At 66.6% G+C, this 24,658-nt stretch carries 19 protein-coding genes; 14 read left to right on the forward strand and 5 right to left on the reverse strand.

The features are described from left to right. Positions 1–2 precede the first annotated feature (2 nt). The 8 genes from GFK26_RS08840 to GFK26_RS08875 all read left to right on the forward strand — a co-directional run bounded on the left by GFK26_RS08840 (position 3) and on the right by GFK26_RS08875 (position 10,289). Complete coding sequence (locus GFK26_RS08840) at positions 3–614, forward strand: DUF4376 domain-containing protein (RefSeq protein WP_153281657.1); 612 nt, start codon at positions 3–5, stop codon at positions 612–614. After that, complete coding sequence (locus tag GFK26_RS08845) at positions 611–2,896, forward strand: phage head spike fiber domain-containing protein (RefSeq protein WP_153281658.1); 2,286 nt, start codon at positions 611–613, stop codon at positions 2,894–2,896. The genes GFK26_RS08840 and GFK26_RS08845 overlap by 4 nt, the downstream gene beginning before the upstream one ends. Then, complete coding sequence (locus tag GFK26_RS08850; protein ID WP_153281659.1) at positions 2,875–3,165, forward strand: hypothetical protein; 291 nt, start codon at positions 2,875–2,877, stop codon at positions 3,163–3,165. Before GFK26_RS08845 ends, GFK26_RS08850 begins: the two co-directional genes overlap by 22 nt. A gap of 295 nt (positions 3,166–3,460) precedes the next feature. Next, positions 3,461–4,483 carry a D-xylose ABC transporter substrate-binding protein gene (gene xylF, locus GFK26_RS08855; RefSeq protein WP_373696583.1) on the forward strand — a complete coding sequence of 341 codons (1,023 nt, stop codon included), beginning with the start codon at positions 3,461–3,463 and terminating at the stop codon, positions 4,481–4,483. 141 nt (positions 4,484–4,624) lie between these two features. Further along, positions 4,625–5,815: a sugar ABC transporter permease gene (locus GFK26_RS08860; RefSeq protein WP_153281661.1), complete on the forward strand. Its 1,191-nt coding sequence runs from the start codon at positions 4,625–4,627 to the stop codon at positions 5,813–5,815. A gap of 1 nt (position 5,816) precedes the next feature. Next, a complete protein-coding gene (locus tag GFK26_RS08865; RefSeq protein WP_153281662.1) occupies positions 5,817–6,620 on the forward strand; it encodes an ATP-binding cassette domain-containing protein in 804 nt (267 codons plus the stop codon). Next, the gene (locus GFK26_RS08870; RefSeq protein ID WP_153281663.1) at positions 6,617–7,777 is read left to right on the forward strand and encodes an ROK family transcriptional regulator; all 1,161 of its coding nucleotides are present in this window, start codon (positions 6,617–6,619) and stop codon (positions 7,775–7,777) included. The genes GFK26_RS08865 and GFK26_RS08870 overlap by 4 nt, the downstream gene beginning before the upstream one ends. 70 nt (positions 7,778–7,847) lie before the next feature. After that, positions 7,848–10,289: a glucose/quinate/shikimate family membrane-bound PQQ-dependent dehydrogenase gene (locus tag GFK26_RS08875; protein WP_153281664.1), complete on the forward strand. Its 2,442-nt coding sequence runs from the start codon at positions 7,848–7,850 to the stop codon at positions 10,287–10,289. A 9-nt stretch (positions 10,290–10,298) separates the two neighbouring features. On the opposite strand, the gene GFK26_RS08880 is transcribed toward GFK26_RS08875, so the two are convergent. Then, positions 10,299–11,561: a helix-turn-helix domain-containing protein gene (locus GFK26_RS08880; RefSeq protein ID WP_153281665.1), complete on the reverse strand. Its 1,263-nt coding sequence runs from the start codon at positions 11,559–11,561 to the stop codon at positions 10,299–10,301. Between the two features lie 335 nt (positions 11,562–11,896). Between GFK26_RS08880 and GFK26_RS08885 the strand changes: the two genes are divergently transcribed. The 3 genes from GFK26_RS08885 to GFK26_RS08895 all read left to right on the forward strand — a co-directional run bounded on the left by GFK26_RS08885 (position 11,897) and on the right by GFK26_RS08895 (position 15,582). Then, entirely contained in the window at positions 11,897–12,460 is a 564-nt protein-coding gene (locus tag GFK26_RS08885; RefSeq protein ID WP_153281666.1) for a hypothetical protein, read from the forward strand. Beyond that, entirely contained in the window at positions 12,457–13,209 is a 753-nt protein-coding gene (locus GFK26_RS08890) for a hypothetical protein (RefSeq protein ID WP_153281667.1), read from the forward strand. Before GFK26_RS08885 ends, GFK26_RS08890 begins: the two co-directional genes overlap by 4 nt. Before the next feature lie 258 nt (positions 13,210–13,467). Continuing rightward, a complete protein-coding gene (locus tag GFK26_RS08895; protein WP_153281668.1) occupies positions 13,468–15,582 on the forward strand; it encodes a PQQ-dependent dehydrogenase, methanol/ethanol family in 2,115 nt (704 codons plus the stop codon). A 69-nt stretch (positions 15,583–15,651) separates the two neighbouring features. Here GFK26_RS08895 and GFK26_RS08900 read toward each other — a convergent pair whose 3' ends face one another. Beyond that, entirely contained in the window at positions 15,652–16,641 is a 990-nt protein-coding gene (locus GFK26_RS08900) for a helix-turn-helix transcriptional regulator (protein WP_153281669.1), read from the reverse strand. A gap of 181 nt (positions 16,642–16,822) precedes the next feature. On the opposite strand from GFK26_RS08900, the gene GFK26_RS08905 reads away from it, so the two are divergent. Then, positions 16,823–18,946, forward strand: coding sequence for a carboxypeptidase regulatory-like domain-containing protein (locus tag GFK26_RS08905; protein ID WP_153281670.1), 2,124 nt, complete (start codon positions 16,823–16,825; stop codon positions 18,944–18,946). A gap of 83 nt (positions 18,947–19,029) precedes the next feature. On the opposite strand, the gene GFK26_RS08910 is transcribed toward GFK26_RS08905, so the two are convergent. Further along, positions 19,030–20,004, reverse strand: coding sequence for a tripartite tricarboxylate transporter substrate-binding protein (locus GFK26_RS08910; RefSeq protein ID WP_153281671.1), 975 nt, complete (start codon positions 20,002–20,004; stop codon positions 19,030–19,032). 204 nt (positions 20,005–20,208) lie between these two features. Between GFK26_RS08910 and GFK26_RS08915 the strand changes: the two genes are divergently transcribed. Next, the gene (locus GFK26_RS08915; RefSeq protein ID WP_153281672.1) at positions 20,209–21,393 is read left to right on the forward strand and encodes a M48 family metalloprotease; all 1,185 of its coding nucleotides are present in this window, start codon (positions 20,209–20,211) and stop codon (positions 21,391–21,393) included. Between the two features lie 16 nt (positions 21,394–21,409). Then, positions 21,410–22,366, forward strand: coding sequence for a hypothetical protein (locus GFK26_RS08920; RefSeq protein ID WP_153281673.1), 957 nt, complete (start codon positions 21,410–21,412; stop codon positions 22,364–22,366). On the opposite strand, the gene GFK26_RS08925 is transcribed toward GFK26_RS08920, so the two are convergent. Continuing rightward, positions 22,357–23,604 carry a phenylacetate--CoA ligase family protein gene (locus tag GFK26_RS08925; protein ID WP_153281674.1) on the reverse strand — a complete coding sequence of 416 codons (1,248 nt, stop codon included), beginning with the start codon at positions 23,602–23,604 and terminating at the stop codon, positions 22,357–22,359. The two genes, GFK26_RS08920 and GFK26_RS08925, sit on opposite strands and share 10 nt — an antisense overlap. 157 nt (positions 23,605–23,761) lie before the next feature. Then, a complete protein-coding gene (locus GFK26_RS08930; protein ID WP_099793747.1) occupies positions 23,762–24,574 on the reverse strand; it encodes an ABC transporter ATP-binding protein in 813 nt (270 codons plus the stop codon). Between the last annotated feature and the right edge of the window lie 84 nt (positions 24,575–24,658).

Below are 24,658 nucleotides of genomic sequence, written 5' to 3' on the forward strand. Positions count from 1 at the left end.
ACATGATCGATTTCACTGTTTATAAAACCGCGACCGGAGAGGTCGTTCGTTCAGGCTACGCCGGCTCCGAGGACGAGTGCCTCAGTCAGGCCTTCGAAGGGGAGTCTGTCTATGTGGGCAAAGCCCGATTCGACCAATACCTCGCGGATGGGAAGCCTGTCGACATGCCGTCGAAGCCAGACGAACACCACGTGTTCGATTGGACGCACCGCGCCTGGCTCGATCCCCGAACGATGGAGGACCGTCGTCGCGCGCTGCGCGAGCGCGTCACCGAGCGTCGGTGGGAAATCGAAACCGGCGGTATCACGTTGCAGAGCGGTGTGCGTGTTCTCACAGGCAAGCCCGACCAAGACCGCATCACCGCGGTGATCGTCAACGCCGACATCGCAGGCATCGACGCCGTCGACTTCAAAGCCGACAGCGGATGGGCCCGCTTGACCCTCGACGAACTTCGCGGCGTGGCCAAAGCGATCGGCCTGCACGTCCAGGCGTGCTTCAGTGCCGAGCGCACGCACCACGCCGCCATCGACCAACTCCGGACAGAGGCCGAGACCGAGGCCTATGACATCTCCGCGGGCTGGCCCCTCACCAACAACAGCATCGAAACGCAATGACCACTACGCTCACTGAAAAAACATTCGCCGAACTTTTCACTTACTCTGGTGCAGAGCAGGGTTCGTTTGTCAACGCGCAGGGCTGGATTCAAAAGAAGCCACATGGAGAGGCCCCGCGCTTTGACTACGATCCTGTCACCAAGGTCGCCAAGGGGCTGCTGATCGAGAACTCGCGGACGAATCTTTTTTCGTTTTCGTCGCGATTCGATAAATCTTCAGTTTGGATCAGGGGCGGCGCTACGCCTGTGCCGGAAGCTGCTGTTGCGCCCAATGGGCGCTGGGACGCATGCAAGTTGATCTTGAACAGTGGGATCAGCGCTGGCGGCGGCCATATTGCCCAGACCTTTGCAAAGGCAACGACGGCAACCACCTATGCGTATTCGTTCTATGCGAAGGCTGCGGGCGCGCTCAATGGTTGGATCTATGCCCGAGGTGCCGCGGGGGCAGACAGCATCAGCATTCCTTTCAATCTGACGACGATGGTCGCGTCAGGCGTCGCCACCGGCGGCTTCGTCGAAGTGTCCAAGCGCGTTGTTGATGTTGGCAATGGGTGGCGCAGGGTCGAGATCGTCTTCACGGCGGATGCATCCGCAACGTTGGTGGCGGCCATTTATCCTGGCACTGCGTCAGGGAGCGTGGGCAATGGCGTCGATGGTCTCTACATTTGGGGGGCGCAGCTTGAGGAAGGGAAGTTCCCCAGCTCCTATATCTACAACGTCGAGACAGTCGCCGGGCGTGCGTCTATCGGCAGCTATTGCGATGCCAACGGTGTCCTGCGCAATGTGGCGGTGGGCGTTGCACGCAACAGCTTCGAGCCGTCGAATTTGGCGTTGCCCCCCATGTTGATGGTTGAGGAGCAGCGCACCAACATCCTACTGAAGAGCAACGACATGCACCTGACGCCGTGGACGGGCGGCGGGCTCACACGCATTCCTGGCAGGCTGGCGCCAGACGGAACCTACCGAGCCGTAGAGTTTTCGGGAGCCTCCGTGGGCCCCAACACGCAGTCTGTTGCGGCAACGGCTACGGTGATGACTTACTCGATCTATCTCAAGAACATTTCGAGAACCGGAACGCTCGAACTCTTGCTGAGGAACCACACCACTAGCGTCAACGGGGTCTACGGAAATGTGACCCTTCACGGTTCCACTCCTTCCATCGCGGGCGCGGGCTGGGAAATGCGTGATGTAGGCGGCGGCTGGTATCGCTGCTCCTATACGTCGAACATACACATCACCGTCGGCGACACGGTCATCGTCTACGCTGTCGTCGCGGGTGCGCGTGCAGACGCGGGAGCCTGCCTTGCCTGGGGCGCCCAACTGGAAGCTGGTGCCTTTGCGACCAGCTACATCCCGAGCACCGAGACTTTCACCAGTCGCGCATCCATCGGCACCTACTTTGACTCCATGGGCGTGATGAAGACCGCTGCTGCAGGTGTTGCACGGATGACGTACAACCCCGCCGACCTGACCATCGCGCCGTGGCTCATGCAGGAGATGTCCAGTGTAAATCTGTTGACCGAGAGCGAATTTCGCAACGGGCTTGCAGATGCGTCCATCAGACTCGGATGTGCTGCGGCATCCTGGAACGAACTGGGGTTCACAACAGGCATCGCGTTCTCTGCACCGCCGCCCGCCGGCACGTTCGCGTTCTATGCCGCCAAGACGCCTGTTCTTGCGCCGTCGACCACCTACGTGATTTCCTGTTTCGTGAAGATGGACGATGGCGGAGCACTTAGCATGCCCACGTCTGGCGGCGCGGCGGACTTCGCGCTTGTCATCGCGAACGCGCCAATTTCTCCCGCTGCCTGCACCATGACGCATGTCGGTGGCGGCGTATACCGCGTCACTGGCACGCGGACCACCGATGCATCCGTTCCCAGCGCGGCGTCGGGCATCTGGAAGTACGGCACCAACAGCGCTCGGACTTTCAGGTTCACGGGTTTGCAGTTGGAGCAGGCATCATCAGCTTCGAGCTACATCCCGACCACGACGGCGGCGGTGACGCGTCTTGCTGACATCGCTTCATCGACGGCCACCACACGCCAGGCCGACACAGCCACTTCAGTGGCCACGACACGTGCATTCGACAACGTTCGCATCGATACCACGAAGGGCTGGTTCAACGCTGCCGAAGGCACTGTGTTCATGGAGCTGGAAGCGCCCCGGACGAGCGATACCGGGACCAAGACGGTCCTGGAGTTCGGAGGGTGGGCGGGCGCATGGGCGTTTCGTACTCCGCTGGGAACGTCACCAACGCCGTGGCCTACGGGTACACGGTGATCGATGGCACGACCCTGGCCACGCCGCCGAAGGTGCTGCCAGGACCGGTCGCAAAGATCGCAATGAGCTACGGGACCGACGGCGTGCGCTTCGCGTACAACAATCAGCCGATCCAGAAGGTGGCCACGCCGATTGCCGGACCTGGCACCACCTACCTCGGGCTGGGCAGCACCTACGGGGGAGGCAACTGCCCGTTCTTCCGCGTCCGCGCGGTGCGCTACCAGCCGCAGAAGCTCACGGATGCCGAGGTGGTGGCCCTGACGGCGTAAGGGCGGAGCTCTGACAAAGGGCATTGCAGAAAGAGCAATCGCCACGAGGCCCTTCGGGGCCTTTTTCACGCCCGCTTGCGCACCCGCGTCATCTCCACGCAGTCCTTCTTCGTACTGTCAACCTCCTTGGCGTCCACTCCCAAAGCGTGCGGAGCGCTTCACGCGCCCACGCCTCGGGGAATTCCCGGGTGCCCGGAATCCCCACCCGATGGGATAGTTAGTTCGCCACTCAAACTAACTACCCCGGCACGCCAGCTCACGCTCGGCAAACCGTTCAGGAGAGACACCGATGCAACTGACAACGAAACACACCCTGGCCGCCATGGCGTTCGGTCTCACGGCCGTGGGCGCGATGGCGCAGACCGTGGTCGGCGTGAGCTGGTCCAACTTCCAGGAAGAGCGCTGGAAGACCGACGAGGCCGCGATCAAGGCGCAGCTCGAAAAGCTCGGCGCGAAGTACATCAGTGCCGACGCGGGCGGTTCGCCCGAGAAGCAGCTGGGTGACATCGAGGGCCTGATGTCCAAGGGCGCGAAGGCGCTCATCGTGCTGGCGATGGACAAGGACGCGATCCTGCCCGCCGTGACCAAGGCCACGCGGCAGAAGGTGCCGGTGGTGGCGTACGACCGTCTCATCGAAGCGCCCGGCGTCTTCTACATCACCTTCGACAACGTCGAGGTCGGCCGCATGGAGGCGCGCGAGGTGCTCAAGGTCAAGCCCAAGGGCAACTACGTGATCATCAAGGGCTCGCCGAGCGACCCGAACGCCGACTTCCTGCGCGCCGGCCAGCAGGAGGTGCTCGAGCCTTCGATCAAGAAGGGCGACATCAAGATCGTCGGCGACGAGTACACCGAAGGCTGGAAGCCCGAGGTCGCGCAGAAGAACATGGAGCAGATCCTCACCAAGAACGGCAACAAGGTCGACGCGGTGGTGGCGGCCAACGACGGCACGGCCGGCGGCGCCGTGGCGGCGCTCACGGCCAAGGGCCTGCGCGGCATTCCGGTGTCGGGCCAGGACGCCGACTTTGCGGCGCTCAACCGCATCGCGCTCGGCACGCAGACGGCCACCATCTTCAAGGACTCGCGCGAGCTCGGCCGCGAAGCTGCCTCCGCCGCCATCGCACTGTCGCAGGGCAAGCCGGTCGAGAAGGCCGCGCAGTGGAACTCGGGCCCGAAGAAGGTCGCGCTCTCCTCGCGCCTGCTCACGCCGGTGCCGATCACACGCGACAACCTCGACGTGGTCGTGAAGGCCGGCTGGATCAAGAAGGACGAGCTCTGCAAGGGCGTCCCGGGTGCGAACGCACCGGCGGCCTGCAAGTAACGCAGCCACCCACGACGCGTTCGGCCTTCTTCTGAACGGCTGACCGCGTCGATCCATCTCCTCGCAACATGGCTTCCGGCGGACCCGCGAGGGTCTGGCGGCAGCCGGTTGCGCACCTGAAATCCTGAGGGGGTTCAAGAAATGAGCGATCCAACACCCGGCTGGTGGCGCCGCACCGGCATCGACCTGCGCCTGATCCTGATGTGCGTGCTGCTGGCCGCGATGGCGGTGGCGTTCAGCGTCATGTCGGGCGGCGTGTTCCTGTCGCCCGAGAACCTCTACAACGTCGCGCAGCAGACGGCCGTGGTCGGCATCGTTTCCACGGTGATGGTGCTGGTCATCGTGGCGCGCCACATCGACCTGTCGGTGGGCTCGGTGATGGGCTTCGTCGGCGTGCTCATCGCGTACCTGCAGTACACCTCGGGCTGGTCGTGGCCCACGGCCTGCCTCGCGGGGCTCGCGGTGGCGCTGCTGGTGTCGATCTACCAGGGCTGGCTCACGGCGGTGCTGGGCGTGCCCTCGTTCGTGGTCACGCTGGGCGGGCTGATGTCGTTCCGCGGCGCGGCCTTTCTCGTGGCCGACGGCAAGACGCAGCCGGTGAACGACGAGTTCTTCCAGCGACTGGGCGGCGGCTACGACGGCGGCATCGGCGTCACCGCCAGCTGGGTGCTTGCGGCCTTCGTGGCGCTGGTGCTGTTCGGGCGCATGGTGCAAAAACGCCGCGCGCGCCAGCGCCACGACATGCCGACCGAGGCGCTGTGGCTCGATGTGCTGCTCACCGCCGTCCCGGTGGCGGTGGTGGCCGGCTTCGCCTGGGTGATGAACAGCTACCAGATCTCGTCCAAGAGCGAGCCGCAGGGCATTCCGATTCCGGTGCTGATCTGGGCCGTGGTGGCGATCGTGCTGTCGTTCATCGTGCACCGCACGCGCTTCGGGCGCTACGTGTTCGCGATGGGCGGCAACCCCGACGCGGCGGCGCTGGTGGGCATTCCGGTCAAGCGCGTCACGCTGATGCTGTTCGCGCTGCTGGCGGTGCTGGTCACCATCGCGGCCATCGTGTCGATCGCGCGGCTCAATGCGGGCACCAACTCGCTGGGCACGGGCATGGAGCTGTACGTGATCGCGGCGGCCGTGATCGGCGGCACGGCGCTCGCGGGCGGCACCGGCTCGATCTTCGGCTCGGTGCTGGGCGCGCTGATCATGCAATCGCTCGACAGCGGCATGCTGCTGCTCGACGTGCCCATCGGCAAGCGCATGGTGATCATCGGCCAGGTGCTGATCGTGGCCGTCGTCTTCGACGTGCTGTACCGCCGCAAGTTCGGAGACAACTGACATGGCCGACATCGACAAGACGAAACCTCTCGTCGAGCTGCGCGAGATCCGCAAGGCCTTCGGCGGCGTGAAGGCCGTGGACGGCGTGAGCATCAACCTCTACCCCGGCGAGGTGGTCGCGCTGCTGGGCCACAACGGCGCGGGCAAGTCCACGCTGATGAAGATGCTCGCGGGCGCCTACCCGATCGATTCGGGCGACACGCTCATCGCGGGCGAAAAGGTCCACATCCGCACGCCCGCCGAGGCGCAGGCGCAGGGCATCGAGACCATCTACCAGACGCTCGCGCTGGCCGACAACCTCGACTCGGTGGCCAACCTCTTTCTCGGCCGCGAGAAGATGACGGCGTGGAACACGCTCGACGACCACTTCATGGAAGTGCAGGCGCGCAAGGTGTTCCAGCGGCTGAACAAGAACTTCACCAACATCCGCATCCCGGTGCGGCGGCTGTCGGGCGGGCAGCGGCAGGTGGTGGCGATTTCGCGCGCGCTGTACTTCAACGCGCGCATCCTCATCATGGACGAGCCCTGCGCCGCGCTCGGCCCCGAAGAAACGGCGATGGTCGGGCGCCTCGTGAAGCAGCTGAAGGACGACGGCGTCGGCATCTTCCTCATCACGCACGACATGCCCGACGTGTTCTCGCTGAGCGACCGGCTTGCGGTGATGAAGAACGGCAAGCTCGTGGGCACCTACCGCACGGCCGATGTCACCGAGGACGAAGTGCTCGGGATGATCATTGCCGGCAAGCGGCCCGAGGGGCGGGAGCAGGCGCACCACGCAGCCACCGCAGCCACTGCATCGGCATGAAGACGATCGGCGACCAGCCGCTGCTCAAGCGCATGAACCGCAGCGTGCTGCTGCGGTTGCTACGCGCGCAGCCGGGCTTGTCGCGCGCGCGGCTCGCGAGCGAAAGCGGGCTCACCAAATCGACCGTGAGCCTGCTGGTGCGCGAGCTGCTCGACGAAGGCTGGCTCAGCGAATCGGGCGCGGCCGTGGCCGACGGACTGGGGCGGCCGTCTACGCCGCTGCAGATCAACGTCGGCGTGCGCGCGCTGATGGGCGTGGAGATCGCCGTCGAAACGCTGCGCCTCGTGTGCGTCTCGCTGCAGGGCGAGGTGCTGCACGCGGACACGCAGCCGCTGGACGACGGCACGCCCGCCCGCGTGTGCGCGCAGCTCGCGCGCATGGCCGCTGCGGGACACGCGCACCTCGACCGGCGCGGCCTGCGCCTGTCGAGCATCGGCGTGTGCGTGCCGGGCGCGGTGGACGACTGCACGGGCGTGGTCCGCTTCGCGCCCAACCTCGGTTGGCGCAACGTGAACCTGCTGCCTGCGCTCGAAAAAGCGCTGGCCGCGGCGGGCCTGCCGGGCGTCACCGTGCAGCTGCAGAACGACGCCGATGCGGCCGCGCTCGGCGAGTACGAGTTCGCCGCGGGCGAGGGCGAAGACCCGCTGATCTTCGTCAGCAGCGACGTCGGCGTGGGCGCCGGCGTGGTGCTGAACGACCGCCTCTTCACCGGCGCGCAAGGCATGGCCGGCGAGATCGGCCACACCATCCTGCAGCTCGACGGCCCGCTGTGCTCGTGCGGACGGCACGGCTGCGCCGAGGCTTTTTTCGGCTCGCGCGTGCTGGCGCGCGAGGGTGCCGACATGGCGCGTGCCGCCGCTTTCTTCGGCGTGCTGCTGCAGAACCTGTGGGTCACCTTCAACCCGCGCGCGATCGTGCTCGGGGGCAAGGTCTGCGCGGAGCATCCCGCGTTCGTGCAGACCGCGTTCGACGCAGTGAAGGGTTATGCGGAGCGCGCCGGCATGCCCGCGCCCGACCTGCGCACCGCGCGCTACGAAGCACTCGCGCCCGCGGTGGGCGCGGCGGCGTTGGCGCTGCACGAATACTTAAGGCCGCTGCAGCCCGACGCCCGCACGCGGCGCGCGCGCGCCGCACAAGGTCTTGCCACCGTCGTCTGAGCCATCGGCCTACGCGCGTGGCGCGGGCGTTGGTCTACGGTAGGGGTTCCGTTCGAGGGGAGCTCCAGCCATGACGCGTTCTTCCGCCCAGTTCACGCAGCCTGCCGGGGTGTCGTCGGCGTCTCCCTTGCTGGTCGCCACCGCCGTGGTGCTCGGCCTCGCGGGCCTGGTGCTCGCCGCTGCGGGCGCGTGGCTTATCGCGCTCGGCGGCTCGTGGTACTACCTCGTCGCGGGGCTCGGGCTCCTCGCGTCGGCGTGGCTGCTGAAGCGCGGCGGCGGCATCGGTCTGCTGGTCTATGCGGCGGTGGTGCTGCTGACGCTGGTGTGGTCGCTGTGGGAGGTGGGCTTCGACTGGTGGCCGCTGGCCGCGCGCGGCGATGTGTTCTTCGTGCTCGGCCTGTTCCTGCTCTCGCCGTGGGTGGCGCGTGCGCTGGCGCGCCGCGATGCCACGGGCATCGGGCCCACGCGCGCCGTGCTCGGCGGCGTGCTCGCGGCCTTCCTCGTTGCCGCGGTGGTTTCGTGGACGCGCGAGCCCGGCCGCATCGAAGGCATCGCGCCGCTGCCCGATGCATCGAGCAATGCAACCAGCAACGCAGCCGCCCACCCGCCACCGCCCACGGATGAGTGGACCGCCTACAGCGGCACCGGTTTCGGCCAGCGCTACTCGGCGCTCGACCAGATCACGCCGGCCAACGTCGGGCAGCTCCAGGAGGCGTGGCACTTCCGTACCGGCGACGTGCGCGGCCAGCCCGGCGATCCGGAGGAGACGACCTTCGAGGTCACGCCGCTGAAGATCGGCGAGCGGCTCTTTTTGTGCACGCCGCACCAGTCGGTGGTGGCGCTCGACGCGACCACGGGCGCGCAGCTGTGGCGCTACACGCCCGAGATCAAGCGCCCGCTCGCGCTGCAGCACCTGACCTGCCGCGGGCTCTCGTACCACGCGGGCAGCGCGTCGCCCTCGCCAGCACCGGCACCCGCACCCGCAGGCGACTGCAGCGCCAAGCTCTTCATGCCCACCGCCGACGGCCGCGTGCTCGCGCTCAACCCCGAGAACGGCAAGCCCTGCATGGCCTTCGGCAATGGCACGGGGCAGATCGACCTGTGGAAGAACATGCCCAACGTGAACCCGGGCTCGTATTACTCGACCTCGCCCGTCGTCGTGACGCGCTCGCTGTTCATCGTGGGCGGCACCGTGCTCGACAACGTCTCGACGAAGGAAGCCTCGGGCGTGATCCGCGCCTTCGACGTGAACACCGGCGCGCTGGTGTGGAACTGGGATTCAGGCAACCCCGAGGACACCGCGCCCATCGCGCCCGATCGCACCTACAGCGCCAACTCGCCCAACAGCTGGTCGATCTCCAGCGTGGACGAGGCGCTGGGCCTGGTCTACGTGCCCACGGGCAACCAGCCGCCCGACCAGTGGGGCGGCAAGCGCACCGAGGGCGCCGAGCGCTATTCGTCGTCGGTGGTGGCGCTCGACCTGGCGAGCGGCCGCGTGCGCTGGCATTTCCAGACCGTGCACCACGACCTGTGGGACTACGACGTGCCGTCGCAGCCCAGCCTCGTCGACCTGCGCGTGGGCAGCGAGACCCTTCCCGCGCTGGTGCAGCCGACCAAGCAGGGCGAGCTCTTCGTGCTCGATCGGCGCAACGGCCAGCCGATCGTGCCGGTGACCGAGCGGCCCGTGCCGCAGGGCGCAGCCGCAGGCGACCGCACCGCGCCGACGCAGCCGGTGTCGGGCCTGTCGTTCGATCCGCCCGCGCTCACGCCGGCCGATATGTGGGGCGGCACGGTCTTCGATCAGCTGGCCTGCCGCATCGCGTTCCACCGGCTGCGCTACGAAGGCCGCTACACGCCGCCGTCGACGCAGGGCTCGTTGATCTATCCGGGCAACTTCGGCGTCTTCAACTGGGGCGGCATCGCGGTCGATCCGCAGCGGCAGATCGCCTTCGCCACGCCGACCGCGCTGGCCTTCGTGTCGAAGCTCGTGCCGCGCGCCGACGACACCACGCCGTACGTGCAGGGAAAAAACCGTCCGAACGACAGCCTGCCCGCGCTCAACGAGAACTTCGGCGCGCCCTTCGCGGTGAAGCTCAGCGCGTTCACGTCAGTGTTCGGCCTGCCGTGCCAGGCGCCGCCGTGGGGCCACGTGGCCGCCGCCGACCTGCGCAGCGGCAAGGTCGTGTGGAAGCACAAGAACGGCACGGTGCGCGACAGCTCGCCGCTGCCGCTGCCCTTCGCGATGGGCGTGCCGAACCTCGGCGGCCCGGTCATGACGGCGGGCGGCGTCGCCTTTCTCTCGGGCACGCTCGACCAGTACGTGCGCGGCTACGACGTCGGCAACGGCAAGGAACTGTGGCGCAGCCGTCTGCCCGCCGGCGGACAGGCCACGCCGATGACCTACCGCGGCAGCGACGGGCGCCAGTACGTGGTGGTGGCGGCGGGCGGCCACGGCTCGCTGGGCACGCGCACGGGCGACCATGTGATCGCGTACGCGCTGCCGAAGCGCTGAAGGTTGCGCTCAGTCCGCAGCCAGCCCTTCGCTCTCCCGCCAGCCGCGCATGCGTCGATAGAGCGTCCCGCGCGACACCTTGAGCTGACGTGCCGCCTGCGACACATTGCCGCCGTGCGCTGCTAGCGTTTCCTCGATCAGCTTGCGGCTGTGTTCGCGCAGCGTCTCGGCGTGAGGAGTCTGTGGGTCGTCGACTGTGGCTGTGCAATCTGCGTCGGCAGCGACCGCGTCGAGCGTGGGTGCGATGGGCGTCGACGCGTGCAGAGCGGGCATTGCCACCGCGTGCTTGAAGTCCACGCCGTCCGCGCCCTTCAGATGCGCCTGCACCCACACGCCGAGCCCACTCGCAAGCCGCAACGGCTGCGCGGATTCGCGGTGCCCCAGCCGCAGCAGGCTCGCGAGGTCGTGGCCCAGCAGGCATTCGACATCGCGCTCGTCCGCCGCATCGGGCAAGCGCCCGAGCAAGCGCGCGCCCGCGTTGTTGAGCCACGCGATCGTGCCGTCCGGCGCGATGCCGGCGAGCGCTTCCAGCGGCGTGCCGAGCAGCGTCGGGCTCGCTTGGAAACGAAGGATGAGGTGGTCGCGCGACTGCGCCTGGAGCAATCGGTTTTCGATCGTCGTCGCATATAGCGACACCATCGACGCCGCATCGAAGCCGAAGCGGCGCGCCTCTGCCGTGAGGTCGAGCACACCGGCGAGGCGACCCGTCACGTCGCGTATCGGCGCGGCCGCGCACTGCATCTCGCCCAGCACGTCGAAGTAGTGCTCCGCGCCGTCGACCGCGCAGGCCTGCCCCGTGGTGGCGACGATGCCCGGTGCGGTGGTGCCTACGATGCGCTCGGAGATGTTCACGCCCACGCGCGCGGTTTTGCGCAGCACCGGCTGGTGCGCGGCGGCGGGTTGGTGCGTGACGTGCACCACCACGCCCTCGCGGTCGGTGAGGATCACGCGGCAGTCGGTGCCGGCGAGCGCGTGCTCCATCTGCCCGAGTTCCTGCCGCGCCACCTCGAGCAGCTCGCGGTTGCGCGCGAGCGTGGCGTGCAGGCGGCTGGGCGTGACGGCATCGAAGGGCACGATGCGCTGGCGGTCGGCATGGGTGCGGGTGCAGCGCATCCACGACTGGAGCACCGCCTCGCCGATGAGGCCGGAGGGCCGCACGCCTTCCTCGAAGAACTGCCGCCGCGCGAGCGCCACGCGCTCCGCGGGCGTGCTGGTGAAGAGCTGGCGCGGCGCATCCGCGGTGCCCAGCCTGTCGAATATGTCGTGAGCCATGGTGCTCGATGCCTCCCTGGATTCGGGGACCACAGCGAATGTGTCCCGCAATGGAACAGCACCGGACTGGGGAAATCCCGAAGAGACACGGGCTGGGCGAGCAGGGCGGTCATACAGAAGCCATAGCTTGTCGCAGCGATCGAGAGTGGCGTGTCCAAGAGTGCTAAATCGGCATTTCCGAGCAAAGTGTTCCTAGTAGAAATCGGAGTATTTGTCTTCAGTGCGTTCTCTCCAAGAGGGCGGCGGTTGCGAATGCTCTGAGATGGTCATCTTTCGATTTCCGTCAGACTAACATCGCTGCTACATTCAAAAACTAACTACCACTGGAGGTGGAGATGACAGACGGCACCGCGCGAGCCAAATTTAGCTTGGCTGATGGTCGAATTGAGATTGAGGGGTCTGAGGCGTTCGTAATGGCACAACTTGCGAAGCTCGAGCCGTTGCTTGCGAAGTTAATTGAGCAACGTCCTGCGCCAAGCTCGTCTGCCCCGATCACCAGTGCGGCTGCGGGAAACGGAGCCACTGCGGGGGCTTCTGCCGCTGCGTCTGTCGCTCCTGGACTCGATGCTTATCTGAACCTCTTCGCATTGGCCGACGAAAAAATTCAGATTCTTAAATCGCTGCCTGGGAGTTCGAAGTCCGGAAAGACGTTGGCTGCAGCTCAGCTCCTGACGCTCGCGAATGAGCTGAATGGAAAGAAGGCAACAAATATCGAAGAAATACGTAGCACGTGTACTGCGCATGCGTGTCTCGATAGGCCCAACTTTGCGACAACTTTCAAGGGAGCGTCAGCCAAAGAGTGGTTCACCTTTTCCGGGACTGGTGCGACTCAGACAATCTCGTTGACTTATCCCGGTAGAGTGAAAGCAAAAGAACTGGCAAATCTACTCAACAAATGACGATCGAAGCGGCCCTCAAGGCTAAGTTTCCGACGGATGTTTGCGACGCATTACTTGCCGCGTACAAGGAAATTGAAGAGAGCTTCTCTCTTCAGAAGTGGAAAGCTACGGAGCTTGACGCAGGGCATTTTGTAGAGGCATCTCGACGGCTGATTGAACAAGAGCTTTTGGGGAGCTACACCCCCATCGGCAAGAGCTTGCCTGGCTTCAGTGACGCTGAGCTGAAGAAATATGAAAACGCGGCAGGCGACGAATCGCTGCGCATGCTCATCCCTCGCGTTCTGAAGTCGATCTTCAATATCAGGAATAAGCGCGGCATCGGGCATCTCGGGCTCATTTCGGCGAATGAGATGGACTCGACGCTCATTCTTTACAGCGTGAAATGGGTCTTGGCGGAGTTCGTTCGGCTGGCAACCGGTGCGGACCCAAGTGCGACCCAGAAGATGATCGACTCCATCGTGGAGCGCCGAATCGGCGTCTTGTGGAAGCAAGACGGCATCACGCGAGTTCTTGAGAACAAGATGGAGGCGAGAGACCAAGTTCTGGTGCTCTTGTTCGATTCAAATCCCCTAGCCGAAAATGAACTTCAGAAGATCACTGAATACCGGAACACCACGAACTTCAGGAAGATTTTGAAGCGCCTTCACAACTCGCGAATGATCGATTGGACCGTAGGTGGAAAAGCCTTCATCACACCGAAAGGCTCTGCAGCCGCTGAGGCCGTGATTCTCAAGTACAGACCGAAGTAGGAATGGGCTTCGGTAAGAGTGCGGGGTAGCAAGCGTGGTTGGACGCCAAGAAAAAATTGGCCGGGGAACGACTCCAGCTAGAACCTGTTCAGTCAAGCGGCTCGCTGCTCTCGCCGGCAGGGGGCTTTGAGTCGTCTGGCGAACAAGCGCTCAAAACAACTCTTGATGTTCCGTAATGGAACAGTGTCGGACTCGGGAAATCCCGAGGGTGAGCGCGAAGACCGCGCGCGTGATCCTTGCGCAATAAGGAGACCCATGATGAAAAACACACCCCCCAGGCTGCTTGTGCTCGCCGGCGCTTTGCTGTGCCTGTGTACGACGACGACGACGGTCACGGCCCAGAACGCGCAGGACCGCGCGGCGGCCGCTACGAAGAAAGTCGACGCCAACTTCGTGCGCGCCAACGCGGCGAAGAAGACGCCCGACTGGCCCAGCTATGGGCTCGACTACGCGGAGTCGCGCTTCAGCAAGCTCGACCAGGTCAACACCGGCAACGTGAAGCAGCTCGGGCTGGTCTGGTCGTACAACCTGGAGTCGACGCGCGGCGTGGAAGCCACGCCGCTGGTGGTCGACGGCATCATGTACGTCACGGCCTCGTGGAGCGTGGTGCATGCGATCGACACGCGCACCGGCCAGAAGATCTGGAGCTTCGATCCGCAGGTCGACCGTTCCAAGGGCTTCAGGGGCTGCTGCGACGTGGTCAACCGCGGCGTGGCGCTGTACGAGGGCCGCGTCTACGTGGCCGCCTACGACGGCCGCCTGATCGCGCTGGACGCCGCCACCGGCCAGAAGGTGTGGGAGAAGAACACCATCGACGGCCAGAAGGGCAGCTACACCATCACCGGCGCGCCGCGCGTGTTCAAGGGCAAGGTCATCATCGGCAACGGCGGCGCCGAGTACGGCGTGCGCGGCTACGTCACCGCCTACGACGCAAAAACCGGCGACCAGAAGTGGCGCTGGTTCGTGGTGCCCGGCGACCCGAGCAAGCCCTTCGAAGACGAGTCGATGGCGCGCGCCGCCAAGACCTGGGACCCTTCGGCCAAGTACTGGGAAGCCGGCGGCGGCGGCACCGCCTGGGACAGCTTTGCCTACGACCCCGAGCTCAACCTGATGTACGTGGGCACCGGCAACGGCTCGCCCTGGGCGCACAAGAAGCGCAGCCCCAAGGGCGGCGACAACCTCTACCTGAGTTCGGTGGTGGCGCTGAACCCCGACACCGGCAAGTACGTGTGGCACTACCAGGAGACGCCCGGCGACAACTGGGACTACACCTCCACGCAGTCGATGATCCTGGCCGACGTCAAGCTGGACGGCAAGACCCGCAAGGTGCTCATGCACGCGCCGAAGAACGGCTTCTTCTTCGTCATCGACCGCACCAACGGCAAGTTCATCTCGGCGAAGAACTTCGTCGAGGTCAACTGGGCCACGGGCTACGACAAGAACGGCCGGCCCATCGAGGTCGCCGCCGCGCGGCAGAACGAGAAGCCGGGCGACAGCATCCCGGGCCCGTTCGGCGCGCACAACTGGCACCCGATGTCGTTCAACCCGCAGACCGGCCTGGCCTACCTGCCCGCCCAGCACGTGCCGCTCAACCTGATGGACGACAAGGACTGGAAGTTCGACCAGAACGCGCCGGGCCGCCCGCACGCCGCGCTGGGCTGGAACACCGCCATGTTCGCCAACGCCGAGCCGCCCAAGAGCAAGCCCTTCGGCCGCCTCGTGGCCTGGGATCCGGTCACGCAGAAGGAAGCCTGGGGCGTCGACTACGCCTCGCCGTGGAACGGCGGCACGCTGACCACCGCCGGCACGCTGGTGTTCCAGGGCACGGCCGACGGCCGGCTCGTGGCCTACCACGCCAAGACCGGCGAGAAGCTCTGGGAAACGCCCACCGGCACCGGCGTGGTGGCGGCGCCCGCCACTTATATGGTGGACGGCAAGCAGTACGTGTCGGTGGCCGTGGGCTGGGGCGGCGTGTACGGCCTGGCGCAGCGCGCCACCGAGCGGCAGGGGCCGGGCACGGTCTACACCTTCGCGGTCGGCGGCACGGCCAAGATGCCCGCGTTCGTCGAGTACCGCATGGCCAAGCTGGTGCAGGGCGTGAAGTACGACCCCGCCAAGGTCCAGGCCGGCACCCTGCTGTACGTGAGCAACTGCGTGTTCTGCCACGGCGTGCCGGGCGTGGACCGCGGCGGCAACATCCCTAACCTGGGCTATCTCGATCCGGCCTACATCGAGAACCTCGACAAGTTCGTGCTCAAGGGCCCGGCCATGTCGCGCGGCATGCCCGACTTCACGGGCAAGCTGTCGGGCGACGACATCGAGAGCATCAAGGCCTTCATCCAGGGCACGGCGGACGCGATCCGGCCGAAGTAGGGCGCATCGCGCGCAAGCAAACAGGAAAGGCGCCATCGGCGCCTTTTCTTTTGAGGGCAGGGCGGCCGGTCAGCCCGCCAGCCGCAGCTCGTGGATCAGCCCCGCCACGTTGCCCACCTGCAGCTTGTCGTAGATCGACTGGATGTGGTTGCGCACCGTGGCCGGCGAGCGGTTCAGGAGGGCGGCGATGTCCTTGTGCGTGTCGCCGCGCGCCAGCAGCTCGGCCACCGTGTGCTCGCGCGGCGTGAGGCTGTCGGCGCGGCAGCGCTTGCGAATGCTCAGGAACAGGAGGCGCTGCTCAAGCCGATAGGACACCACGACGTGCCGGCCCATGCAAGCCGACTGCGCCGTCATGAAGTGCTGCAGCAGCAACTGCGGCAGCGCCTGGCGCGGCCAACCCGGGAATTCTTCCTGCATCAGCGCCACGAAGGTCACGTCGCAGTGATAGATCGCGCCTTTCAAGTCGGCAATCGCTGCGCCGCGCGGGTGCGTGCCCGAGGCCGGCGAGAGCGTGCGGTCCAGGTGCATCACGCGGTTGAGCGCCAGCGCCTGCATGAGGTGGGGCGACAGGCTGGCCAGGAGGCTCACTTCCTCGGGCTTGCAGTGCGCATCGGGATCGGCGCGGAACAGCGAGAACCAGTGCATGAAATTGGACTGCGGGTTGCTGTCCATCGTGATGAAGATGTTGTTCTGGTCATAGCGCTGCACGTAGTCCAGAAACGGCGCGTACGTGGGGCCGCTCCACCAGCTCGCCGAGTTGAAGCCCCGCGTGCCGTGTCCCTTGCCGAAGAAGCTCGCGGCCGCGGAGTCGAGGTGCTTGAAGTCGTCGTACTCCATCATCATTTCGGGCGTCTTGCGGTGCAGGTGCAGCGTGTGCACGTCGATTCCCTCGGCCGCTGTGGTGGCGGTACCCCACATCGACGAGTCGAAGGGCAGCACGGGCTTGATGAGGTCGAGCGCCGCATCCTGGAAGGCATCGATGGGCAGCTCGTGCGAGAGGCGGTACAGCCGCAGCAGGAGGTCGCTGAGATCGCGCGGGGCACCGGCCGGGGAGGTCATGCGCGGAGTCTTCCAGCCGCCGGACCCTCTGCCCATCCCATGTTCCGGGGAAGCGCGCCAGGCCTGGCCGGGTGGTTTCAAGAATGGTGCATTTGCATCATTTGATTTCCAAAAGCGAAAGCTATTGTTTGCAGCGCCCTCGGTTGCTGCCCAGGCCCTTTCCCTTTTCGAGAGACCCACGATGCCTCATCCCACCTCCAGAATCCCCCACGCCCTGTCCCTTGCCACCCTGTTGATCCTCGGCGCCTGCGGCGCGGAGGGTGGCGGAGGCGGCGGTGGTTTCGCGTTCCCCGTCGGCACGGGCGGCAATGGCGGTACCCCGCCCGCCGCCGAATCGCCCGGCACCCTGAGCGGCACCGTCGCCACCGGCGCCGCCTTTGCCGGCGCCGCCCTCACCGTGTTCGACCAGACCGGCGCCAAGGTCTGCGAACTGACCGTGCCGGCCGAAGGCAGCTACAGCTGCGTGCTGCCCGCCGGCACCAGGGCGCCGCTGGTGATCCAGGCCGTGCGCGACGACCTCACGCTCTACAGCACCACCGCCAGCACCGCCACCGGCACCACCAACGTGACGCCGCTCACCACCGTCGTGGTGGCGCAGCTGTCGCCCGACGGCGACCCCTCGAAGCTGGCCGCCGCCGTGCAGGCCGATGCCGGCGCCGTCACGCCGGGCGCCATCAGCGACCAGGTCGCCAGGCTCGTGGCCGCGCTGAAGCCGCTGCTGGACGCGCTCAACACCAGCATCGATCCGATGAGCGGCGAGTTCCAGGCCAACGGCACGGGACAGGACCGCGTGCTCGACACGCTCAATGTCTCGGTGCGCCCCGACGGCACCGCCGCCAACATCGAGATCACCGTCAAGGCGCAGCCTGCGAGCGAAGACAGCGCGCCGGTGTCCATCGTCTTTCGCACCGGCGAGAGCACCATCGCGCCGCTGCCCGCGGTCGATGTCGCGGCCCTCGTGCCGCCGCCCACGCCGGCGATGGTGAAAGACCTGCTCGACCGCCTCGACGCCTGCTACGCGCTGCCGGTGAACGAACGCGTGGACAGCACCATCGGCTCCGACGGCAACGCCTTCGGTGAGGCCTTCAACGTGGTCGCGCCGGCCTGCCGCACGCTGTTCGTGGGCGACGACCCGGCCAGCTTCGTGACGGCCGGCCTGCACATCGGCCGCGCGTCGAGCGGCCCGCGCCGGCCTTTCGAAAGCCTGTTCCGTTTCGGCCCCACGAACCTGAAGCACGACCGCGGCAACTTCGAATATTTCCATCCGGGCGGCGACATCGCGCTGACCTACCGCTGGACCGACAGCGTGGGCAACACCGACAACGACGTGTTCAACGCGAAGATCGTGAATGGCGCGCTCAAGCTCACCGGTAACAGCAACGCCTACCGCGCCGCCGTGCGCCCGCAGCAGGAGCTGAAGGACTTCCTCAAGCACGCGAACCTGATGTACCACGCCGCCGGCTACAACGTCGCGGTGGACAACGTGCTCGACGGCAACGGCGACTCGATCTTCACGAAGGTGGTGGCCACCTCGTCCGCGCTGCCGGGCCGCGAGCTGGTGCTGGTGCCCCGGGCCGGGCTGACGACCCTGGTGCTCACCACCGACGGCACCCCCAACGGCGCGCTGAACTCCTCGCTGTGGCGCATGGCCGCACGCTACGCGGACCCGGCACAAGGCGGCAATCCGAGCAGCATCGAGCCCGGCAATCTCTTCGCCGCGCCGCAGTTCGACGACGCACAGCTGAGCGCCATTCCCGATCAGGCGGTCTGGAAGCTCGAGTTCTTCCTGGCGGCCGGCGGGACGAACCCGGTGCAGTACGCGCGCACCTTCTCGCGCGCGCCGACCCTCGCCGAGGCCATGCAGTTGCCGACCATGGACATGACGCCGGCCCTGCGCGCCGAACTGATGCAGGAGATCGACGGCGTTCCGCGCGGCATCGTGTTCGGCGCGCCGGAGCCGTCCGACCCCGGCGCCAACAACATCGACTTCAGCGCCGACGGCAACCTCGACGGCTGGTCGGTGCCCACCGGCGCCTACGCCCCGACCACCTTCCTGGTGGCCGGCCGTGGCCCGAACAACAACCGCTTCACCGACTCGATCACCGTGCGCACCTCGGCGCGCAAGGCCGTCATCTACTGCCAGCCCGTGAACTCGCCGAGCGACAACCACTGCGTGAGCGTCGGCAACAACGCCTGGCAGTACGCGCAGGGCACATCGGTCAGCAGCTTCATCTTCACGGCACGCACCGCGCGCCAGGTCGACGTGCGCAAGAACTTCGAAGTCTGGACCGTCCCCACCCCCTGATTCTTTTTCCTGCTGTCACACCGGATGAAAAAAGCCGCCGGCCCTTTCGGGTCGGCGGCTTTTTCTATGGGAGATCGAAAGGATCAGTCTGCGTAGACGCCAGCGGCCTTGATGATCGGGCCCCACTTGGCGATTTCAGCCGAGACGAACTTCTTGTGCTCGGCCGGCTCGACGCGCTTGTCGGTGGTGATCACGGCGCCCAGGCCTTCCTGGCGCTTGATGAAGGCCGGGTCCTTCATGGCGGCCTTGATGGCCTCGTTGACCTTCTTCAGCACCGGCGCGGGCGTGCCCTTGGGGGCGTACACGCCGTGCCAGATCGACACTTCAAAACCCTTCAGGCCCGACTCGTCGAGCGTGGGCAGGTCTTTCAGCGCGGGCGTCGTCAGGCGCTTGCTGGTGGTCACGGCGTAGGCCTTGACCTTCTTGGCCTCGATCTGCGACGTGGTGTTGGTGGTCTGGTCGCACAGCAGGTCGATCTGGCCGCCCAGCAGGTCGGCGATGGCCGGCGCGGTGCCCTTGTACGGCACGGGCGTCATTTCGACCTTCAGCGCGCTCTGGAACAGCAGGCCGCACAGGTGCGAAGCAGCGCCCAGGCCGGCGTTGCCCAGGTTGATCTTGCCCTTGTTGGCATTGATCCAGGTCGTCAGTTCCTTGTAGTTGTTGGCGGGCAGGCCGGGCTTGCCGATGAGCGTCATCGGCACTTCATTGACCATGCCGAGGTATTCGAAGTCGTTCTCGACGTTGAACGGCAGCTTGCGGTACAGCGCCGGCATCGTCGACATGCCGATGTGGTTCAGCAGCAGCGTGTAGCCGTCGGGGTTGGCGCGCGCCACCTTGGCGGTGCCGATCGAGCTGCCGGCGCCGGCGGTGTTGTCCACGATGATCGTGGTGCCCAGCGTCTTCTGCAGCGATTCGGCCAGGTCGCGGGCCACGCGGTCGGTCGGGCCGCCGGCCGAGAAAGGCACCACCAGTGTCACGGGCTTGCCTGCGGGGAAATCCTGGGCGTGTGCGCCGACGGCGGCCGCGGCAATCGCCGCGAGGGCAAACAGTTTCTTCATGATGTCTCCGACGGAGTTTTTAAATGGAAAGGGTCGCGATCTTATCGGCTGACCGGGGGCTGACCCATACCGAATAGCCCTTAGGAATGTCACCGATTTCGCCCCATGCTGGGGCATGATCACGCCCGTCCCGCGCACCCGCGCCGGGGTGACCACAACCACAAACAGGCCAGCCCGACGGGCGGCATCGAGGAGAAGAAACCAATGGATCCCTGGGTCTATCCGCGCGAGCGCTGGCTCGGCAAACTCACGCTCGTTCTGGGCCTGCTGGCCTGGGCGCTGATCGTCGTCGGCACGCTGGGCATTGCGCTGCTGTACGTGCTGCTGGGCTTCATCGGCTACGTGTTCGCACAGTCGGCGGTCATCGCCTGGATCAAGGGCACCGGCGTGAAGCTGTCGCCCCAGCAGCTGCCCGAGCTGCACGCGCGCTTTGTCGACTGCTGCACCCGCCTGGGCATCGCGCAGCCGCCCGAGGCCTACCTGCTGCACGGCGACGGCATGTTCAACGCCTTTGCCACGCGCTTTTTCGGCCGCAACTTCGTGGTGCTGCTGTCCGACGTGGTCGACGCCATGGAGTCGCAACCCGACGGCATCCACTTCTACATGGGCCACGAGCTGGGCCACATCCGCCGCGGCCACCTCACGGGCCACATCTGGCGCGCGCCCGTGCTCTGGCTGCCGCTCTTGGGCGCGGCCTACGCGCGCGCCAAGGAATACACCTGCGACCTGCACGGCGCCGCCTGCTGCCGCGAGGTCGATTCCGCGCCGCGCGCGCTGGTGGCATTGGCCGCCGGCGCGCAGCAGTGGCGCAACGTGAACCTGCAGCGCTACGCCGCCCAGTCGGTGGCCAACCGCGGTTTCTGGGGCTCGTTCCATGAGCTCATCGCCGGCTATCCCTGGCTCACCAAGCGCGTCGCACGCGCCATCGACCCGGGCGCCAAGCTGCCCGAGCGCAACCCGGTGGCGTACCTGCTCGCGCTCTTCGTGCCGTATGCCGGCCGGGCCGGCGGCGGCGCGGCAGGTGCGCTGATCGTGGTGGCGGTCATCGGCGTCATGGCGGCTGCAGCCATCCCCGCCTACCAGGAGTACCAGACCCGCGCCGCCGTCGCGCAGGCCTGGACCGAGGGCGCATCGGTGCGCGACGCGCTCACGCGCCACTACGAAGAAAAGGCCGAGATCCCCGACACCCTGGCCGCCGTCGGCCTGCCGGGCAACCTGCCCAACGGCGCGGCGCTCACGCTCGACCCGGACAGCATGGTGGTGGAGGTGGCCACGTCCAAGGGCACGCTGCGCATGGAGCCGTCGTCGACCGACGCGGGCATCGCATGGCACTGCAGCGCGGGGGACGGGTTGAAGGACAAGGCGTTGCCGGCGAGCTGCAAGAAGTAGCCGTCTGTTGGCTTCGATGACGTCTTCCACTTCACTCGCCAACGCGTGGCGCCTGCCGCGCGACTTCGCGCTCATTACCGTGGCCGTCGAAGCGGCCATCGTGGGGGTCCGCTTCGGCCGGCAGCTGTGGTCCGCCTCGGAGGACAGCGGCTATGGCCTGGAGGTGTGGTTGGGCATGGCGGCCAACCTCGCGATGGCCTGGGTGCTGTCGGCGGCATTGGCCTGGAGCCATGCCCGCCAGGCGCTGGAAGTTCGCGGTGCCGCGCGCCTGGCGCAACTGCGCGGCCCGCATGTGCGCCTTGCCGGGGCCTATCTCATCGTGCGGGTGCTCGAGTATTTCGTGCTGAGCCCCTGGCTCTACGGGCTGGAGCTGCTCTACATGCCGGGCGGTCGGCTGGTGCAACTGGCGATGCTGGTGCTGGGCGTGTGGCTCGCAACCTGGATTGCGCTGAGGCAGGGCACTCAGGCATCGGCCGCGTCGTCCGATGCGGGCGATGCCGACGCCGCCGCGCCCCCGGGCGCGTGGTCGGGCCGGACCACGGTGGCACTGTTGATCGCCGCCGTGTTCGCGTCGACCCAGGTGTGGTGCGTGATGGCCGTGGACCCGTGGAACGAGGTCGAAAGGACCCTGAATCGCGTGGTGCCCTTCCTGGGCTTCCTCGGGCCGCCGCTGCTGCTCTTTGCGCTGGCATTCTGGGGCGGCTGGCTCGGCATCGGCCGCGGGCCCGTCCCCGCACGTCTGCGGCCCTTCCGGGCGGTGGCGGCGTCGGTGCTGGCCTTGGTGCTGGTGGTGGCGAGCTGCGCGGCCCTCTTTTTCGTGGGGCTGGCCCTGGTGCTCGTGCCGTCGTCGAGCAGCATGTCCGGCCTCGGCGGCCTGATCGTGCTGGTGGGCGTGCTCGTGCTGTTCTACCTCGTGCTGACCGTGCTGCTCACACGCTTCATCACGCGTCGCCTGTACCGCCCCTACTTGTAGCTGCGCGCGTCCTCGATCACCTTGCCGTCGTTCGGCAGGGTGCCCGGCGCCACCAGTTCGATGGTGCCGCGCAGCTTGGTCACTTCGCGCACCGCGTCGGCAACGCGCGCGTCGAGCCCGGCCGGAGCGCCGGCGCATTCGAGCTTGAAGGTCATCTGGTCGTCGCCCATCTCGCCCGACACCACGAGGCGCGCACGCACGATCTCTGGAAAGCGCCGCACGACCTCGGCGACCTGCGACGGGTGCACGAACATGCCGCGCACCTTGGTGGTCTGGTCGGCGCGGCCGAGCCAGCCCTTGATGCGCTTGTTGGTGCGGCCCGTGGGGCAGGTGCCCGCGAGCACGGCCGAGAGGTCGCCGGTGCCGAAGCGCACCAGCGGGTAGTCGGGGTTGAAGGTGGTGACGACGATCTCGCCCACCTCGCCATCGGGCACCGGGTCGCCGGTGCCGGGGCGCACGATCTCGACCAGCACGCCCTCGTCGATCACCAGGCCCTGGCGCGCGCTGGTTTCATAAGCGATGAGGCCCAGGTCGGCGGTGGCGTAGCACTGGATGCCCTGCACGCCGTGCGCGGCAATCCAGTCGTGCAGGCTGGGCGGAAAGGCCTCGCCGGACACCAGCGCCTTGGTGAACCACGGCAGCTTCTGGCCCTTTTCTTCGGCCTTCTCCAGCAGGATTTTCAAAAAGCTCGGCGTGCCCGCGTAGCCATCGGGCTTGAGGTCGACGATGGCTTCGAGCTGCTGCTCGGTCTGGCCCGTGCCGCCCGCGAAGATGGTGCAGCCCATGGCATGCGCGCCGCTTTCCATGATCGAGCCGGCCGGGGTCATGTGGTAGCTGAAGCTGTTGTGGATCAGCTCGCCGCCGCGAAATCCCGCCGCATGCAGCGCCCGTGCGGTGCGCCAGTAGTCGCGCGCCTCGCCCTCGGGTTCGTAGATGGTGCCGGGGCTCGCGAAGATGCGCGGCATGCGCGGCCCGCGCACGATCGACGCAAAGCCGCCGAACGGGTCGTCGGCGCGGCGTGCCTTCTGCAGCTCGAGCAGTTCCGATTTGCGCGTGACCGGTAGTTTTGTCAGTGCCTCGCGCGAGGTGACGTCGCCGGGTTTCACGCCGTCGAGGATCTTCGTGAACGCGGGGGAGGCGGTCTGGGCCTGGGCGATCTGCTTGGGCAGCGCGGCCAGCAGGTCACGTTCGCGTTCGGCGGGGTCGCGGATCTCGAGGTCGTCGTAGTGGTCGGTCATGTCCGTACCCTTCATCTTTCTGTTCGGTCTTGCTCCCTCTCCCCTTGGGGAGAGGGCTGGGGTGAGGGTCGGCGGCGATGGCGGAGGCGGTGTCTGTGCAAAGGCCGATGCCCTCACCCTGACCCTCTCCCGCACGCGGGAGAGGGAACAAAGCCTCTCAAGCCAGCCACCTCTTGCGGCGCTTGTAGCTCTTCACATCGCGGAAGCTCTTGCGGTCTGCGCCGCCCACGCCGAGGTAGAACTCCTTCACGTCCTCGTTCTCGCGCAGGCTCTTGGCCTCGCCGTCCATCACGATGCGGCCGTTCTCCAGGATGTAGCCGTAGTCGGCGTAGCGCAGCGCCATGTTGGTGTTCTGCTCGGCCAGGAGGAAGGTCACCTTCTCCTTGGTGTTCAGGTCTTTGACGATCTCGAACACCTCTTCCACGATCTGCGGCGCCAGGCCCATCGAGGGCTCGTCGAGCAGCACCATCGTCGGGTTGGCCATCAGCGCGCGGCCGATGGCGCACATCTGCTGCTCGCCGCCCGAGGTGTAGGCCGCCTGCGAGCTGCGGCGCGTCTTCAGGCGCGGGAAGTACGCGTAGACCTTTTCCAGCGTCTCCAGCACCGCGGCCTTGCCGTCGGTGCGCGTGTAGGCGCCGGTCATCAGGTTCTCTTCGATGGTCAGGTGGGCGAAGCAGTGACGGCCTTCCATCACCTGGATCAGCCCGCGCTTGACCAGCTCGGCCGGCGACAGCGCCTCGATGCGCTCGCCGCGCAGCTCGATGGTGCCCTTGGTGACGGCGCCGCGTTCGCCTGCGAGCAGGTTGCTCACGGCGCGCAAGGTGGTCGTCTTGCCGGCGCCGTTGCCGCCGAGCAGCGCGACGATGCCGCTTTCGGGCACGGTCAGCGACACGCCCTTGAGCACGAGGATCACGTGGTTATAGATAACCTCGATGCCGTTGACGTTGAGAAGGATCTTGGGTTCGCTCATGGTGTGGTCCGAAGCATTCGCAAGAACGGCACATCGCCGTCCTTGCGAATGGCGGCTCTTGCGAGCCGCCACGGCACTTTCTTT

The sequence above is a fragment of the Variovorax paradoxus genome (assembly GCF_009498455.1).
In the GTDB taxonomy this organism is placed as follows: domain Bacteria; phylum Pseudomonadota; class Gammaproteobacteria; order Burkholderiales; family Burkholderiaceae_C; genus Variovorax; species Variovorax paradoxus_H.

What these genes read in the sequence shown, in the direction of transcription:
- GFK26_RS08915 (WP_153281672.1), top strand. Translation starts at nt 20,209, where the DNA reads ATGGATCCCTGGGTCTATCCGCGCGAGCGCTGGCTCGGCAAACTCACG.
- GFK26_RS08860 (WP_153281661.1), top strand. Translation starts at nt 4,625, where the DNA reads ATGAGCGATCCAACACCCGGCTGGTGGCGCCGCACCGGCATCGACCTG.
- GFK26_RS08870 (WP_153281663.1), top strand. Translation starts at nt 6,617, where the DNA reads ATGAAGACGATCGGCGACCAGCCGCTGCTCAAGCGCATGAACCGCAGC.
- GFK26_RS08885 (WP_153281666.1), top strand. Translation starts at nt 11,897, where the DNA reads ATGACAGACGGCACCGCGCGAGCCAAATTTAGCTTGGCTGATGGTCGA.
- GFK26_RS08845 (WP_153281658.1), top strand. Translation starts at nt 611, where the DNA reads ATGACCACTACGCTCACTGAAAAAACATTCGCCGAACTTTTCACTTAC.
- GFK26_RS08875 (WP_153281664.1), top strand. Translation starts at nt 7,848, where the DNA reads ATGACGCGTTCTTCCGCCCAGTTCACGCAGCCTGCCGGGGTGTCGTCG.
- GFK26_RS08905 (WP_153281670.1), top strand. Translation starts at nt 16,823, where the DNA reads ATGCCTCATCCCACCTCCAGAATCCCCCACGCCCTGTCCCTTGCCACC.
- GFK26_RS08930 (WP_099793747.1), bottom strand. Translation starts at nt 24,574, where the DNA reads ATGAGCGAACCCAAGATCCTTCTCAACGTCAACGGCATCGAGGTTATC.
- GFK26_RS08895 (WP_153281668.1), top strand. Translation starts at nt 13,468, where the DNA reads ATGAAAAACACACCCCCCAGGCTGCTTGTGCTCGCCGGCGCTTTGCTG.
- GFK26_RS08840 (WP_153281657.1), top strand. Translation starts at nt 3, where the DNA reads ATGATCGATTTCACTGTTTATAAAACCGCGACCGGAGAGGTCGTTCGT.
- GFK26_RS08920 (WP_153281673.1), top strand. Translation starts at nt 21,410, where the DNA reads ATGACGTCTTCCACTTCACTCGCCAACGCGTGGCGCCTGCCGCGCGAC.
- GFK26_RS08925 (WP_153281674.1), bottom strand. Translation starts at nt 23,604, where the DNA reads ATGACCGACCACTACGACGACCTCGAGATCCGCGACCCCGCCGAACGC.
- GFK26_RS08865 (WP_153281662.1), top strand. Translation starts at nt 5,817, where the DNA reads ATGGCCGACATCGACAAGACGAAACCTCTCGTCGAGCTGCGCGAGATC.
- GFK26_RS08900 (WP_153281669.1), bottom strand. Translation starts at nt 16,641, where the DNA reads ATGACCTCCCCGGCCGGTGCCCCGCGCGATCTCAGCGACCTCCTGCTG.
- GFK26_RS08910 (WP_153281671.1), bottom strand. Translation starts at nt 20,004, where the DNA reads ATGAAGAAACTGTTTGCCCTCGCGGCGATTGCCGCGGCCGCCGTCGGC.
- GFK26_RS08880 (WP_153281665.1), bottom strand. Translation starts at nt 11,561, where the DNA reads ATGGCTCACGACATATTCGACAGGCTGGGCACCGCGGATGCGCCGCGC.
- GFK26_RS08890 (WP_153281667.1), top strand. Translation starts at nt 12,457, where the DNA reads ATGACGATCGAAGCGGCCCTCAAGGCTAAGTTTCCGACGGATGTTTGC.